General features: G+C 50.4%; 16 protein-coding genes. 3 read left to right on the forward strand and 13 right to left on the reverse strand.

Annotated features, from left to right (window positions below):
• Window positions 1-11 precede the first annotated feature (11 nt).
• From tsaB to amrA, 3 genes are all read left to right on the forward strand, one after another.
• Window positions 12-719: a tRNA (adenosine(37)-N6)-threonylcarbamoyltransferase complex dimerization subunit type 1 TsaB gene (gene tsaB, locus ACP5SG_RS04840; protein WP_237889324.1), complete on the forward strand. Its 708-nt coding sequence runs from the start codon at window positions 12-14 to the stop codon at window positions 717-719.
• A gap of 66 nt (window positions 720-785) precedes the next feature.
• Window positions 786-1,022, forward strand: coding sequence for a hypothetical protein (locus ACP5SG_RS04845; protein ID WP_237889323.1), 237 nt, complete (start codon window positions 786-788; stop codon window positions 1,020-1,022).
• Between the two features lie 225 nt (window positions 1,023-1,247).
• A complete protein-coding gene (gene amrA / locus ACP5SG_RS04850) occupies window positions 1,248-1,823 on the forward strand; it encodes an AmmeMemoRadiSam system protein A (protein ID WP_237889322.1) in 576 nt (191 codons plus the stop codon).
• Here amrA and coaD read toward each other — a convergent pair.
• From coaD to ACP5SG_RS04915, 13 genes are all read right to left on the reverse strand, one after another.
• Entirely contained in the window at window positions 1,792-2,298 is a 507-nt protein-coding gene (coaD, locus tag ACP5SG_RS04855) for a pantetheine-phosphate adenylyltransferase (RefSeq protein WP_237889321.1), read from the reverse strand. The two genes, amrA and coaD, sit on opposite strands and share 32 nt — an antisense overlap.
• A 2-nt stretch (window positions 2,299-2,300) precedes the next feature.
• The gene (gene rsmD, locus ACP5SG_RS04860) at window positions 2,301-2,891 is read right to left on the reverse strand and encodes a 16S rRNA (guanine(966)-N(2))-methyltransferase RsmD (protein ID WP_237889320.1); all 591 of its coding nucleotides are present in this window, start codon (window positions 2,889-2,891) and stop codon (window positions 2,301-2,303) included.
• Between the two features lie 11 nt (window positions 2,892-2,902).
• Complete coding sequence (locus ACP5SG_RS04865; protein WP_237889319.1) at window positions 2,903-4,192, reverse strand: class II fructose-bisphosphate aldolase; 1,290 nt, start codon at window positions 4,190-4,192, stop codon at window positions 2,903-2,905.
• A gap of 447 nt (window positions 4,193-4,639) precedes the next feature.
• On the reverse strand, window positions 4,640-5,659 hold the full coding sequence (locus ACP5SG_RS04870; protein ID WP_237889318.1) for an aspartate-semialdehyde dehydrogenase: 1,020 nt from the start codon (window positions 5,657-5,659) through the stop codon (window positions 4,640-4,642).
• Window positions 5,660-5,666: 7 nt separating this feature from the next.
• Window positions 5,667-6,728, reverse strand: coding sequence for a 3-isopropylmalate dehydrogenase (locus ACP5SG_RS04875; RefSeq protein WP_237889317.1), 1,062 nt, complete (start codon window positions 6,726-6,728; stop codon window positions 5,667-5,669).
• Between the two features lie 185 nt (window positions 6,729-6,913).
• Window positions 6,914-7,411: a 3-isopropylmalate dehydratase small subunit gene (locus ACP5SG_RS04880; RefSeq protein ID WP_237889316.1), complete on the reverse strand. Its 498-nt coding sequence runs from the start codon at window positions 7,409-7,411 to the stop codon at window positions 6,914-6,916.
• 45 nt (window positions 7,412-7,456) lie between these two features.
• Window positions 7,457-8,722, reverse strand: a complete 1,266-nt coding sequence (leuC, locus tag ACP5SG_RS04885; RefSeq protein ID WP_237889315.1) for a 3-isopropylmalate dehydratase large subunit — start codon at window positions 8,720-8,722, stop codon at window positions 7,457-7,459.
• A gap of 38 nt (window positions 8,723-8,760) precedes the next feature.
• The gene (locus ACP5SG_RS04890; protein WP_237889314.1) at window positions 8,761-10,323 is read right to left on the reverse strand and encodes a 2-isopropylmalate synthase; all 1,563 of its coding nucleotides are present in this window, start codon (window positions 10,321-10,323) and stop codon (window positions 8,761-8,763) included.
• 15 nt (window positions 10,324-10,338) lie between these two features.
• Window positions 10,339-11,136 (reverse strand): CDP-diacylglycerol--serine O-phosphatidyltransferase, encoded by a 798-nt coding sequence (gene pssA, locus ACP5SG_RS04895; RefSeq protein WP_237889313.1) that lies wholly within the window; start codon window positions 11,134-11,136, stop codon window positions 10,339-10,341.
• An 8-nt stretch (window positions 11,137-11,144) separates the two neighbouring features.
• A complete protein-coding gene (locus ACP5SG_RS04900; protein ID WP_237889312.1) occupies window positions 11,145-11,789 on the reverse strand; it encodes a phosphatidylserine decarboxylase family protein in 645 nt (214 codons plus the stop codon).
• On the reverse strand, window positions 11,790-12,779 hold the full coding sequence (gene ilvC, locus ACP5SG_RS04905; protein ID WP_428122506.1) for a ketol-acid reductoisomerase: 990 nt from the start codon (window positions 12,777-12,779) through the stop codon (window positions 11,790-11,792).
• A gap of 15 nt (window positions 12,780-12,794) precedes the next feature.
• The gene (ilvN, locus tag ACP5SG_RS04910; RefSeq protein WP_237889310.1) at window positions 12,795-13,280 is read right to left on the reverse strand and encodes an acetolactate synthase small subunit; all 486 of its coding nucleotides are present in this window, start codon (window positions 13,278-13,280) and stop codon (window positions 12,795-12,797) included.
• A 23-nt stretch (window positions 13,281-13,303) separates the two neighbouring features.
• Window positions 13,304-13,889, reverse strand: a 586-nt coding sequence (locus tag ACP5SG_RS04915) for a thiamine pyrophosphate-dependent enzyme (RefSeq protein WP_428122511.1), incomplete at its 5' end; no start/stop codon positions are given.

The following is a 13,889-nucleotide window of genomic DNA, read 5'->3' on the forward strand; positions in this document are numbered from 1 at the left end:
AGGCAATTTAAATGATCACGCTCGCGCTGGAGACATCTGGACCGTTTGGCGGGATTGCCGTGCTTAAAGACAGAACCCTTTTGGGAGAGATCACGCTTTCATCAGGCTGCGGGACCTACTCAAAAAGGCTCTTGAGGGCGATAGGTTGGCTATTCAAGGACCTCATAATGGAATGGTCCCATATAAATATGATAGCAGTAGGTCTCGGGCCTGGGAGTTTCACTGGGCTCAGGATAGGCCTTGCCACAGCAAAAGGCCTTGCTTTTTCGCTCGGCATCCCCCTTATTGGGGTCCCTACACTTGATGCACTTGCGGCCAACATCATATGCTGCGAAGGAGATATCATATGCCCTGTGCTCGATGCCAAAAAATCCCAGGTTTATCTGGCCTTTTATAAAGGGCAGATGGACGGCTGGCACGTAAGGATCAGTCGATTTCAGTGCCTAACCCCGAAAGAGGTCCTGGAACAACTCCCCGGTCGCGGTAGGATATTTTTTTTGGGCGACGGTGCGCATCTTCTGGGCATAAAAGAAGACAAAGAGCTCTCGCTAGACAGAAAAGCATATCTGGTACCAGCCCATCTCGCCCGTATAAAGGCGGAAAATATAGGCCTTATAGCCTGGCGTAGATACATGTCAGGAGCGGTCGGTAGCGATATCGGCACACTGAGGCCAATCTATGTACGCCCATCGGATGCTGAATTGTCAAGACAGATTTGACAAACAATCCTTGATTCATATATCCTGTTTGAGTCAAAATCAGCTATCACCGATAAGGAGCAACCCATGTCAAAGAGACGCTGTCCGTATTGCAGGGAAAAGATAAGGAAAGACGCCCTGATTTGTAGATACTGCCGTAAGGAGCTGACACCCTTAAAAAAAGAAAACGATTGCAGATTAAAGTTATTCGCCGTCTTTACAGGGCTTGCGGCAGGGACTGTATTGGCCTTTTTTTGGGGTTACTACCAGGAGCGGCTAAAATGGCGCGACGAAGGTCTTACACTGACAGAAACAGAGCAATGATTTTAATTAATACCGAGCCCTCCTCTGCGCCTTGTCCTTTTTGCCGGCGAACTCACAATTACGCCTGCAGTTTCTACATATGGCTGGATGGGTCAACCGCTTCGGGTTTTTATAACAACGCATGTTTACCTCCTTGTTTTTATTATAAATATTTTTGATATTTAAATTAAACATAATCATCGTCTTTAGTTGTGCAACAACTATGCAATTTAAAAAGGAAAAAATATGACACAAATAGATCAATTTAGCAAGGAAGAACGGCGTTTTTTGCTCGAACTCGCGAGAAAAACCATAGATGCTAAGCTGAAAGACGCCCCGCTAAGCATCCCGATCGTAAGGGAACCAAGACTGCAAAGACATTCTGGTGTCTTCGTCACTCTGCATAAGCATGGAAATCTTAGGGGCTGTATAGGTACATTCGTATCAAACAAACCCCTCTATGAACAAGTAATGGACATGGCCATATCAAGCGCCTTTCATGACCCTAGATTCAGACCATTGACGAGCCAGGAGCTCAAAGAAATAGACATAGAGATCTCAGTCTTGAGTCCCCTAAGGCTTATCAGCAGCATCAACGAGATAGAGATAGGGACACATGGCATCTATATAATAAGCGGACCTTACAGCGGCGTACTCCTGCCGCAGGTGGCCACTGAATACGGTTGGGACCGCTTGACATTTCTGGATCAAACATGTCTGAAAGCCGGACTGGCTCCTGGATGTTGGAAAGACCCTGCGACAAAGATATACATATTCAGCGCCGATATATTCAGCGAACAGTCTGAAGGTTTATCTCCCTGAACTTTTCTCTGAGTCTTTCTTCTACAAGAGGAGGCACAAGGTCTTCAAGGCTTCCGCCAAAACGGGCCGCCTCTTTTACAATAGTAGAACTTATATATATCCAACGAAAACCTGTCATCAAAAATACGGTCTCTATATCACGCGCAAGCTTGCGGTTCATCAGCGCCCGCTGAAGCTCATAATCAAAGTCAGAAACTGCTCTCAAACCGCGGAGAATCGCGCAAGCCCCGTGTCTAACCGCGAAATCGACCAACAGACCATCAAAGCTTGCAACTTCAATACGCCCATCCACCCCAACGGTGTCTTTTATCATCTCAATCCGCTCCTCAAGGGTGAAAAGCGGCGCCTTTGCCGGATTCGTGCCGATCCCAATGACTATCTTATCAAACAGCCTGAGGGCGCGCTCTATGAGGTCTATATGTCCATTCGTAACGGGATCAAACGTCCCGGGATAAACGGCTATGCGCTTCGTCATCGTCAACCTCTCTTATAAAACCATATCCTAGACTGTCCATAGGCGCGGACATCGACGAGTTTCAATGCCTTGTCGCCGTTATCCATACCGAATCCCTGTGGAAGCTCAACCTTTTTAAACTCCTCTACCGCCATAATACCGCCTATGCGCAATGCACTCGAATGAACCACCCATCCTAGACACTGGTTTGACAACCCTTCCATATAAGGTGGATCGGCCATAATGACATCAAACGGTCCTTCTCTCTCGATCAATCCGTAGACCATGGCGGATCCCTGGCCGGCATCAGCCCTTATCACAGTAGCCCTGGACAAGAAACCGCAAACCTCGACATTTCTATAAATTCCGTCGATTGCCTTCCTTGAAAGCTCTATAAACACCGCCTCCTTTGCCCCTCTTGACAGGGCTTCAAGCCCCAATGTGCCTGCACCTGCAAAGAGGTCCATAACGCGGGTCTCGGTCCACGGAACAGGGATGTGATTGGTCAATATCTGGAAAAGCGCCTCTCTTACTAAGTCAGTTGTTGGCCTAAGTCCGCGCACCTTAGGCACAAAGAGCCTGCGCCCCCTCGCCTCCCCGGCAATAATCCTCATGACTTACAGGCCTAATCGTCAAAACTGCCGGCTGGACCCTTGTTGGTGTTAAGCCCCTTTGCCCTCTGTCTTATCTTGTCTTCAGTCCAATCCGCAGGGTCTTCGACCCTTGAGGCCTTCGGACCAAGGTCATAAGAACCAGTGGAAAGTATGGCATCTATAGCAAGGGGCGCGGAATTGGCGGCATTGAAGACATCGACCAAGAGATGATATACAAAATCTTCCACCCTCCTCGCCATCCTCTCTCTTATCTCCCTCGGCTGCGCCATAAGTTTATTGTCGAAAACGAGATTTAATTTCTTGTAGTCCCCAGCCTTAAGACCTTTTTCAAAGGCATATGCAACCATAGCCTGCCACATCTCCTCTGTGACGCCTTCGTCTTCCAGTTTTATGAAATTCCCAGCCTCATCCATCTCGGCGTTACCGTAGTCATTGACCTTCAGACCCCATGATATCATCTGGAGCGCTGTTGCGACGTTGGCCTTGGTGGTCCTGGTCTTTGAGGCTATCTCCTTTAGCCGCTCCGAGCTGTTGCCCGAAGTCCCATGCTGGGCGCCTGAAACTTTATATGGGGACAAGACCCTATGTATCTCCTCGGTAAGCCCTACTTGTATCCCTTGAGCGCTTGCTTCAAGCCCATGCGTAGTCCCGTTGTTGAGTGCGATCCAGTCCGGGAATATCCCATGGGCATTAAGCCCTTTAATTAAAAACAAGGCCTCATCCGGCGTCGAAAGCCCCTCCTTGCCCTTTATCTCCCCAACCTCCGTCTCAAGCCCGGCCCATTTGGGAATAAGCGGATTCAGCGCTATATTGGCAAGAAGGTTCTCGTCGTCAGGCAGATGCGATGCATCTATAGCTATCGATGTGATCCCTGCGTCAAAGATGGAGGGTATCTCGGTCTTGGCCTGCGCTATATCCTTTGGCCCCTTGATGGCATAATGATCGGCATGTACGGCAACCGGCACATTGACCCCAAGCTCGTTCATTGTTTGATCCACAAAACAGGCGATGTTCCAATAATTTACAGGACAATATGCATTCTGACCGCCCTCTGACTTTGCAATCTCAATGATAATAGCGGCACTAGCCCGCTGTGCAGCTATTAACGCGCCCCTTATTACAAAACGATTCCTTGCATTCGCAGCTATGGTCATGGCCTTGCCTTTTTCGGTCATGGCCCTGTCGATGACCTTGCCGCTCACAATCAAGGCCCTTGAATTGGGAAAGAGCTTTTTGATATTCGGTGGACGCCCGATCTCTAATGCGCGTTCAAAATCTCTGTCGGCCTGGCTTATCGTCATAACTTACCTCCGTAATGTCATACCATTATCAATAATATTTGTTATTGTAACACATGCTGAAGTCACTACAAAATAAAAAATAATCCAAGCAAGACCAAGAAGACGGATTTCTAATCTTTAAGAACTCGAAGACGAACTGGGGTTGCAGAGGCTGGAAGCCATCTTGGAATGTCTCGCAGGTCTGCAGACATCGTGTACTCCAGGGAACATTTTTATCATTTCAATTATATAAAGCTAGCAGAGATATTGCAGGGAGATCGGCCGTAGGAAACCATATCTCAAGAATCTCAAGAACAAGTGGGACCCATAGAGAAGACATTCGGCTGCTACGGGGCGCAGAGGCGGTTCATTCAATTCTGCACTTTCCCGTGGCCGCCGACAGACCGAAGATCGGATTATAATTGGGGCAGACTTTAGGCTCTGATATAAAGTTTGTTTATATCTAGTTTATATATAGTCCTTTATCAGTATCTCGGCTATTTGAACGGCATTTGTCGCCGCGCCCTTTCGTATATTGTCAGCCACGATCCACATCGCAAGGCCGTTAGCGCAGGATAAATCCTCGCGTATGCGGCCCACAAAGGTAAAATCCTGACCTGCGGCTTCAATAGCCATAGGATATCTATTCGCCCCAGGTTCATCTACAACCCTTACCCCTGGCGCAGCGGCAAGGAGTTCTCTTGCCCTTTCAGGTGTTATACATCTCTCAAACTCCACATTGACCGCCTCTGAATGGCCATAAAATACCGGAACGCGCACAGCGGTCGCCGAAACCAGTATATCCGGTGCCTCAAGTATCTTCCTGGTCTCGTTGACCATCTTCATCTCTTCCTTTGTATAGCCGTTATCAAGAAAGCTGTCTATGTGGGGAAGGCAGTTGAAGGCGATCCTGTGAGGATAGATCCTGCTTTCCATGGATTGGCCGTTGGCCCAGGCCTTGACCTGACCATCAAGCTCAGCTATCGCCTTTTGCCCTGTCCCTGACACGGCCTGATAAGTAGAAATCACGATCCGCTTTATCCTGGCAAAGTCATGTAAAGGCTTCAGGGCCACCACCATCTGGATGGTAGAACAGTTCGGGTTTGCTATAATCCCCTTGTTCTTATATCCGGCTATGGCATGGGGATTGACCTCAGGGACCACCAACGGCACGTCTGGATCCATGCGCCATGCGCTTGAATTATCTATGACCACGGCCCCGCTCTTTACAGCGGATGGAGCAAATGCAATACTCCTGTCCCCACCTGCGGAAAACAGGGCCACCTCCACGCCCTTGAATGAGTTATGGTCTAACTTTTGCACCCTGACCTTTTCGCCGTTAAAGACAAACTCTTTGCCTTCTGACCGCTCTGAGGCCAGGAGCCTGATCCGGCTCACAGGAAAGGCCCTCTCTTCTAAGACCCTCATCATCATCTGACCAACAGCGCCAGTCGCACCGGCGACTGCCACGCTATATCCTCTGGACATAAAGCACCTATCCTTTCACATAGCCAGCCACCAGGTCGCCGACCTCTGTGGTGCTGTGGCCCATCTTACCGGCAGAAAGGCTCTTCAAATCCTTGCTTACCACCTTTTTTACTGCATCTTCTATCGTCTTAGCCGCATCATGTTCTCCTAAATAGTCTAACATCATCTGGCCGGCACATATTGCGGCAAGCGGGTTTATCACATTTTTGCCTGTATATTTCGGCGCCGAACCGCCGATGGGCTCGAACATGGAAACCCCCTCGGGGTTGATATTGCCGCCGGCGGCGATGCCCATACCGCCCTGGATCATGGCCCCAAGGTCTGTGATTATATCACCGAACATATTGTCGGTAACTATCACATCAAACCATTCCGGATTCTTGACCATCCACATACAAGTAGCGTCAACATGGGCATAATCGGTTTCAATATCAGGATACTCCTTTGCCACCTCATAAAAGGTGCGCTCCCAGAGATCAAAGGCAAAAGTGAGGACATTGGTCTTACCACACAGGGTCAACTTCTTTTTCTTATTCCGCTTTCTGCAATATTCAAAGGCGAATCTTATGCAGCGCTCGACACCCTTCCTTGTATTTATCGACTCCTGCACCGCAACCTCATCAGGCGTGCCCTTTTTCAAGACCCCGCCTGAACCTGTGTAGAGTCCCTCTGTGTTCTCTCTCACCACTACAAAATCGATCTCGTCAGGACCCTTGTCCTTAAGCGGCGTATCGACACCAGGATAGAGAACCACTGGACGCAGATTCACATACTGATCCAAGGCAAACCTCAGGGCAAGAAGTATCCCTTTTTCAAGGATACCTGGTCTTACATCAGGATGACCTATGGCACCAAGATAGATAGCTTGATATTGTTTAAGGTCTTCAACCGCCCCATCTGGCAACACCTCTCCCGTCCTGAGATAACGCTCTCCGCCGTAATCATACCAGGTAAGGTCCAGTTTGAAACCGAAACGATCAGCTGCTGCATTCACCACCTTTACACCCTCTCTGATCACCTCCGGGCCAGTCCCATCGCCTGGAATAACCGCAATCTTATAATTCTTCATGCATAAACTCCTTTATCGCTCTTAAAATTCAATGGTTGAGATCTATATTCATCCCCGCCCCGACTTCCAATCAAAACTGACCTGCGATCTTTCATGTATTCCAAACCACATCTCCTAGTAAATCATTGGAGATAACATACTTTTTAAAACTCTATCTTATGATATGAGAGGTTTCTTATATTGTATCAACTCTTTGCAAGTCCATTAAGGATGTGCGGTATTAGCCCCCCGTCAGCGATGAGCTCTTGCATAAAGGGTGGGATTGGTTTGAATTTAAAGGTCTTGCCAGTGGTGATGTCTTTAATTTCACCAACAGATGCATCGATCTCTACCTCATCCCCTTCTCTGATGGCATCTGCGGCATCCGCCGACTCAAAGATGGGAAGCCCCATATTAAAGGCGTTACGATAGAATATCCTTGCAAAACTAGGGGCTATGACGCAACCTACACCCACAGCCTTAAGCGCTATAGGGGCATGCTCCCTGGATGAACCACAGCCGAAGTTCTTGCCTGCGACGATCACATCGCCTGGGCGCACCTTCCTGGCGAATTCAGGGTCTTTGTCTTCCATGCAGTGCCTTGCAAGCTCAGCCGGATCGGATGTATTCAGATACCTGGCCGGGATGATCACATCCGTATCTATATTTTCACCGAATTTCCAGGCCTTTCCCTTTATCTTCATGATGCCTTTCCTTTGCCAATCTTATTTTGTCTAACCCAAGATGCATTACAGATCGTCAGGGCCCGCAATCCTGCCTAATACCGCGCTTGCTGCAGCCACTGCCGGGCTCGCGAGATAGACCTCGCTCTCCGGATGCCCCATCCGACCTACGAAATTTCTGTTGGTTGTACTGAGGGCGCGCTCGCCCTTTGCCAATATCCCCATATGCCCACCTAAACACGGCCCACAGGTCGGGGGCCCGATAACTGCCCCTGCCTCCATGAATATCTTCAGATACCCGAGCTCCATGGCCTTAAAATACACAAAAGGGGTAGCCGGAAGTACGATGAGCCTCAAGCCCTTAGAGACCTTGCGCCCCTTAAGTAAACCCGCCGCAACGGCGAGATCTTCGATCCTGCCGTTTGTGCATGAGCCTATCACGACCTGATCAAGCGGAACGTCGCCAAACTCGGATATCCCTTTCGTATTCCCAGGAAGATGGGGGCATGCCACCTGCGGCTCGATCTTTTCGCAGTCGAATTCAAACACCTTTGTATATTCAGCCCCTTCATCGCTCGTTAACGGTTTAAATTCCCTCGTTGTCCGCTGATTTACATAGCGCATAGTCTCCTCGTCGGGATTTATAAGCCCAACCTTACCCCCAGCCTCAATCGCCATATTTGACATAGTGAAACGATCCGCCATCGGAAGCGCCTCAATGACAGGACCTGCAAACTCCATGGCCATATAAAGCGCTCCATCCACGCCAATCCTCCCGATAGTGTAAAGGATGAGGTCTTTGCCCGAGACCCAGGGCCTGAGCCCGCCCTTATAGACAAACTTTATGGACTCAGGGACCTTGAACCAAGTCTGGCCCGTAATCATGGTTGCTGCAAGGTCTGTGCTACCTATCCCTGTAGCAAACGCCCCAAGCGCCCCATAAGTGCAAGTATGGCTGTCTGCGCCTATCACCACATCCCCGGGTAGGACAAGACCCTTCTCCGGCAAGAGTACGTGCTCAACCCCTGTCTCTCCGCCTTCGTAGTGATACACTATGCCATGCTCTCGGGCGAACTCCCTCAAGATCTTCGCCTGCTCAGCACTCTTTATGTCTTTATTAGGGACAAAATGGTCCGCGACAAGCGCTATCTTCTCCTTATCAAAGATCCTCTTGACGCCCGAGTCTCTGAATATCTTTATTGCAATCGGCGCAGTGATGTCATTACCAAGCGCAAGATCAACATTCACTTGGACAAGCTGACCGGGCTCGACATAGTCAAGGCCTGCATGCACAGCCAGTATCTTTTCAGCTATCGTCATCTTTTTGATCATAAGTCTCCCCTTGGCAGAAACGCAAACTTGTTTTTTCTTCAAAGACGGACCGATGCCCTTTCCGATGTGCAGGCCTTTTTGTATTCTATGCGGTTCAGGGCGTTCAGGTAGGCCCTCACACTTGCCGTTATGATATCAGGATCTGCTCCCTGACCGGTCACGACAACACCGTCTTCTTCTATCCTGACGCTCACCTCGCCCTGCGCATCAGTCCCGCCTGTGATGGAATTTACAGAAAATTTCAACAGTCTGCTCTTGGTCTGCGTAATCTCGGAGACAGCCCTGAAGGCCGCATCGATAGGCCCTGCACCCATACTGACCCCGCTTATCTCCTTGCCGTCCACCTCGACCACCACGGTCGCAGTGGGCCTGATGCCGCTCCCACCCGCCACGTGGAGATAGACCAAGCGGTACCTGTCAGGCACCCCCTCGGCCGGAATCCGAAACACCTCTTCCGCCACCAGCGCCTCGATATCTTCGGGGAATATCTCCTTTTTCTTGTCAGCTACAGCCTTGAACCTTGCAAACACCCGATCGATCTCATCGTCACTGAGCCGATAACCCAGTTCCTCAAGTCTCGCCTTGAGAGCATGGCGTCCTGAGTGCTTGCCAAGGACTAGGGCACCTTGCGCAAGACCTATGTCTTTCGGATCCATTATCTCGTAAGTTGTACGCTCCTTCAAGATCCCGTCTTGATGGATACCTGACTCGTGGGCGAATGCATTGATCCCGACGATCGCCTTATTCGGTTGGACGGCCATACCTGTAAGCAGACTCACCAGGCGACTCGTGGCTGCTATATATCTGGTTACGATATCCGTGTAATACGGCAGGAGGTCATTCCTGGTACGTATCGCCATCACCACCTCCTCCATAGCCGTATTGCCAGCGCGTTCGCCTATGCCGTTTATGGTACATTCAACTTGACGCGCCCCGGCGTCTATGGCCGCAAGGACATTCGCCGTGGCAAGCCCGAGGTCGTTATGACAATGAACGCTCAAAACAGCCTTATGGATATTGGGCGTATGCTCGATTACATAACGTATCATCCTTGCAAAATCCCAGGGTACAGCATAGCCGACCGTATCCGGAAAATTCACCGTTGTAGCCCCGGCATCGATCACGATCTCAAAGACCTTGCACAGAAAATCAAGGTCGCTGCGGCTTGCGTCCTCGGCCGAGAATTCCACGTTTGAGGTGTATCCGGCGGCATGGCTGACCGCCGCCCTCGCCATTTCAATCACCTCTTCTCTTGTCTTTCTGAGTTTATATTTAAGGTGAATATCAGAGGTGGCAAGAAAGGTATGGATACGAGGGTTGGCCCCATGCTTTATGGCCTCCCATGCAGTATCAATGTCTTTCTGGCTTGCCCTTGCAAGGGCAGCAACCTGAACACCACGGATCTCATCGGCAAGGCGCTTTACAGCCGCAAAATCCCCTGCCGAGGCCACAGGAAAGCCTGCCTCGATGACGTCCACGCCCAATTTTTCAAGCTGTACGCCTATCTGAAACTTTTCATCGACATTTAATGAGACGCCAGGTGACTGCTCGCCGTCCCTAAGAGTCGTATCAAAGATCAATATCCTTTTGCAGTCTGTCATAGATGTTTCGACCCTTTATTTTCTTTCGCCCGCTATGAGCGGTTCGGCGTCATCGCCGTGTACGCCTCCAACCCTTAAAAACCTCTTGAAAGGCGCCAATACAGGCCCTGAAAGCACATATACAGACATGACTGCAAAGAGTGTCACCTTTGGCTCGATGGCAACCACGGTCATGGCCATTAAGACGACAATAATGCCAGAAAACGGGTGCCTATGAAACCAACGCATCTCCTTGAAGCTGTAATAACGCACATTGCTTACCATAAGAAATGACAATATATAGACTATGGCAAGCACACCAACATGCCGGATCGGACCTGCCATACCGAGATATTGACACAACAGCACTAGCGAGGCCACGGTACAAGCTGCCGAAGGGCACGGGAGACCGACGAAATATCGCTTAGAACCCATGCCGCTGAAGCTCAAGGTATTGAAACGGGCAAGGCGCAAGGCCGTAGTCGCTGCATAAATAAACGCTGCAAGCCAGCCGAGCCTGCCGTATTCCCTCAACCCCCATACGAATCCGAGCACTGCCGGCGCCACGCCGAAGGCCACAAGATCGGAAAGTGAATCATACTCTATGCCAAAGCGGCTTGTGGTCTTTGTAAGCCTTGCAATCCTTCCGTCAAGGCCGTCAAATATGGCAGCAACGAATATGGCCACGGCCGAGCCTTGGTAGTTCCCATTTATCGCCGATATAATGGCGTAAAAACCACTGAAGAGCGCGGCGGACGTAATGAGATTGGGTAGCAGATAGGCCCCTCTTCTTGGATTTTTGACAGGATTTTCGATCTGTTGTCTAGTTACCATATAGAGACTCACTTTTTCAGGGCGAGCACCGTCTGACCAGCCAGGACGCGCTGGCCCTTTCTCACCAATACAGGGATATCTTTGGGCAGATATACATCAAGTCTCGAGCCGAATCTGATAAGACCGAAACGCTCACCCATCTTCAGGCAATCTCCTTCTTCGGCCCAGCAGACAATCCGTCTCGCAACAAGACCAGCCACCTGGACCACTGTACATTCAAAACCCTCGTCGGATGCCAACAAAAGGGCGTTCCTCTCGTTTTCGACAACCGCCATCTTTTTATCGGCAGCCCAGAACGCCCCTTCCCTATATTCCATCCGAACGACCCTGCCAGAGATGGGTGCGCGGTTTACATGCACATCAAATAAATTCATGAATATGCTGATCCGCACAACATCAGAACCCTGAAGCGAGCCTTCTGATGCACCCTTGACCTCTATAATCCTGCCATCGGCAGGGGAGACTACAAGATCATCCCCGCTTGGGACCACCCTCTCCGGATCTCTAAAAAAATAAAGCACAAAGGCCGTGGCCGCAAGAGAGACCACGGCCGCTGCAGGCCAATTCAAGATGGCAAATACTACGGAAGCGAGGGAAAGGATACCTATAAAAGGCACACCTTCCTTTGCTACCGGGATCTTTTTAGGGAGCATTTATCTTTTTAACCAGCTCATCATCCCCCTGAGGCGGGCACCGATATCTTCAATAAGATGCCCCCTTTCGCGCCTCCTCAGGGCGTTGAACACCGGACGGCCCACTTGGTTCTCGAGCATCCACTCCTTGGCGAACTGACCGGACTGTATCTCGTCAAGGATTTTTTTCATCTCCTTGCGGGTCTCATCAGTAATGATGCGCTTACCCCTTGTATAGTCCCCATATTCAGCGGTATCGCTTATAGAATAACGCATCCTTCCAAGACCGCCTTCATATATAAGATCAACTATCAACTTGAGCTCATGGCAGCACTCAAAATAGGCTATCTCAGGTTGATAGCCTGCATTTACAAGCGTCTCGAAACCAGCTTTTATGAGTTCGCTCACACCACCACAGAGGACACTCTGCTCGCCGAAAAGGTCAGTCTCGGTCTCTTCCTTAAATGTGGTCTCGATAACACCAGCCCTGGCCGCCCCTATACCCTTGGCATATGCCAACGCCTTCTTCATGGCCTCGCCGGTTGCATCCTGATGGACGGCCACAAGGCTGGGCACACCGGCGCCCCTTTCATACTCTCGTCTGACAAGGTGCCCAGGGCCCTTCGGTGCCACCATAGCCACATCCACATAAGCAGGCGGGACTATCTGGCCGAAATGAATATTAAACCCATGCGCAAAGAGTAGCATGTCGCCCTCTTTAAGGTACGGTGCGATCGCCTCGTTGTATAAAGGCCCTTGGATATGGTCAGGCACTAGAAGCATGATCACATCGGCCTTTTCGGCGGCCTCCTGCGCGCTTACAGGCTTAAAGCCGTGTTTTACGGCAAGGTCGTAATTGGCCGAACCGGGCCTCTGACCTACAATAACAGACAGCCCGCTCTCCTTGAGATTCAAGGCATGGGCATGCCCCTGGCTCCCATAACCTATGACGGCTATAATCTTGCCGTTCAACGCCTCCAGCTGGGCGTCTTGTTCATAATAAATACGCATGGTTGCAACTCCTTTCTAAACGGTCTTTTTCTCCCGTGCCATCGCTATAGTCCCGGTCCTTGCGATCTCTTTTATCCCTATAGGGCGCAAAAGCTCCAGCACGGCCTTGAGCTTGGTTTCAGGTCCTGTCACCTCAAGGGTATAGGTCTTTGGGCTTACATCCACAACCTTGCAGCGGAAGATGTCAACGATCCTCAAGACCTCTGCGCGCGTCTCGGCCTCGGCCTTGACCTTTATAAGGGCCATCTCACGCTCAACATACTCCCCTTCGCTGACATCCACAACCTTATAGACATCAACCAAGCGGTTCAGTTGCTTGATGATCTGTTCGATGATCAGATCCGCGCCGGACGTGACCAGTGTCAGGTGGGAGAGTGTGGGATCAAGCGTTGCGGCTACACAGAGGCTCTCGATATTGAAGCCGCGGCCGCTGAAGAGTCCGGCGATACGGGAAAGGGCACCTGGATTATTTTCCACCAAGACGGAAAGTGTATGTCTCATAAGGGCAAACTCCTTTTCTAGAACTAAACTAACAACATCTCGGTCGTAGCTTTGCCAGCAGGGACCATTGGGAACACCCCCTCCTCACGGGCGATGGCGAATTCCATGATCACAAGGCCGTCGGTCTCAAGCCCTTGTTTCAAGACCTGATCCACCTCTTCAGGTCTGGTAGCCCTGAACCCCTTCGCCCCATAGGCCTCGGCGAGCCTTACAAAATCGGGGACGACCTGGAATCTGGTGGCCACGTAGCGCTTTTCATAAAAGAGCTCCTGCCACTGCCGCACCATACCTAGGAACTGGTTATTTAAAATGACTATCTTTACCGGCAGTTTCTGCTCCATCGCAGTCGCCATCTCCTGGATATTCATCTGGATGCTGCCGTCACCGGCCACATCCACGACAAGCTTGTCAGGAAATGCTATCTGGGCACCGATTGCCGCTGGAAAACCGTAACCCATGGTGCCGAGGCCCCCGGAGGTCAAGAGCGTCCTGGGCTCGTCAAACTTGTAAAACTGGGCCGTCCACATCTGATTCTGACCGACTTCAGTCGTAATTATAGCCCTGCCCTTTGTCATGTCATATAACCTTTCAATTACATATTGAGGCTTT

Origin of the sequence: Dissulfurimicrobium sp., assembly GCF_049968175.1 — a bacterium.
Lineage (GTDB): Bacteria > Desulfobacterota > Dissulfuribacteria > Dissulfuribacterales > Sh68 > Dissulfurimicrobium > Dissulfurimicrobium hydrothermale.

Bases quoted from the DNA above. Each gene is read 5' to 3' on its own strand.
- leuC (WP_237889315.1), bottom strand. From the start codon at position 8,722: ATGATCAAAAAGATGACGATAGCTGAAAAGATACTGGCTGTGCATGCA.
- ilvN (WP_237889310.1), bottom strand. From the start codon at position 13,280: ATGAGACATACACTTTCCGTCTTGGTGGAAAATAATCCAGGTGCCCTT.
- ACP5SG_RS04880 (WP_237889316.1), bottom strand. From the start codon at position 7,411: ATGAAGATAAAGGGAAAGGCCTGGAAATTCGGTGAAAATATAGATACG.
- ilvC (WP_428122506.1), bottom strand. From the start codon at position 12,779: ATGCGTATTTATTATGAACAAGACGCCCAGCTGGAGGCGTTGAACGGC.
- tsaB (WP_237889324.1), top strand. From the start codon at position 12: ATGATCACGCTCGCGCTGGAGACATCTGGACCGTTTGGCGGGATTGCC.
- ACP5SG_RS04865 (WP_237889319.1), bottom strand. From the start codon at position 4,192: ATGACGATAAGCCAGGCCGACAGAGATTTTGAACGCGCATTAGAGATC.
- coaD (WP_237889321.1), bottom strand. From the start codon at position 2,298: ATGACGAAGCGCATAGCCGTTTATCCCGGGACGTTTGATCCCGTTACG.
- ACP5SG_RS04845 (WP_237889323.1), top strand. From the start codon at position 786: ATGTCAAAGAGACGCTGTCCGTATTGCAGGGAAAAGATAAGGAAAGAC.
- ACP5SG_RS04890 (WP_237889314.1), bottom strand. From the start codon at position 10,323: ATGACAGACTGCAAAAGGATATTGATCTTTGATACGACTCTTAGGGAC.
- ACP5SG_RS04900 (WP_237889312.1), bottom strand. From the start codon at position 11,789: ATGCTCCCTAAAAAGATCCCGGTAGCAAAGGAAGGTGTGCCTTTTATA.
- ACP5SG_RS04875 (WP_237889317.1), bottom strand. From the start codon at position 6,728: ATGAAGAATTATAAGATTGCGGTTATTCCAGGCGATGGGACTGGCCCG.
- pssA (WP_237889313.1), bottom strand. From the start codon at position 11,136: ATGGTAACTAGACAACAGATCGAAAATCCTGTCAAAAATCCAAGAAGA.
- ACP5SG_RS04870 (WP_237889318.1), bottom strand. From the start codon at position 5,659: ATGTCCAGAGGATATAGCGTGGCAGTCGCCGGTGCGACTGGCGCTGTT.
- rsmD (WP_237889320.1), bottom strand. From the start codon at position 2,891: ATGAGGATTATTGCCGGGGAGGCGAGGGGGCGCAGGCTCTTTGTGCCT.
- amrA (WP_237889322.1), top strand. From the start codon at position 1,248: ATGACACAAATAGATCAATTTAGCAAGGAAGAACGGCGTTTTTTGCTC.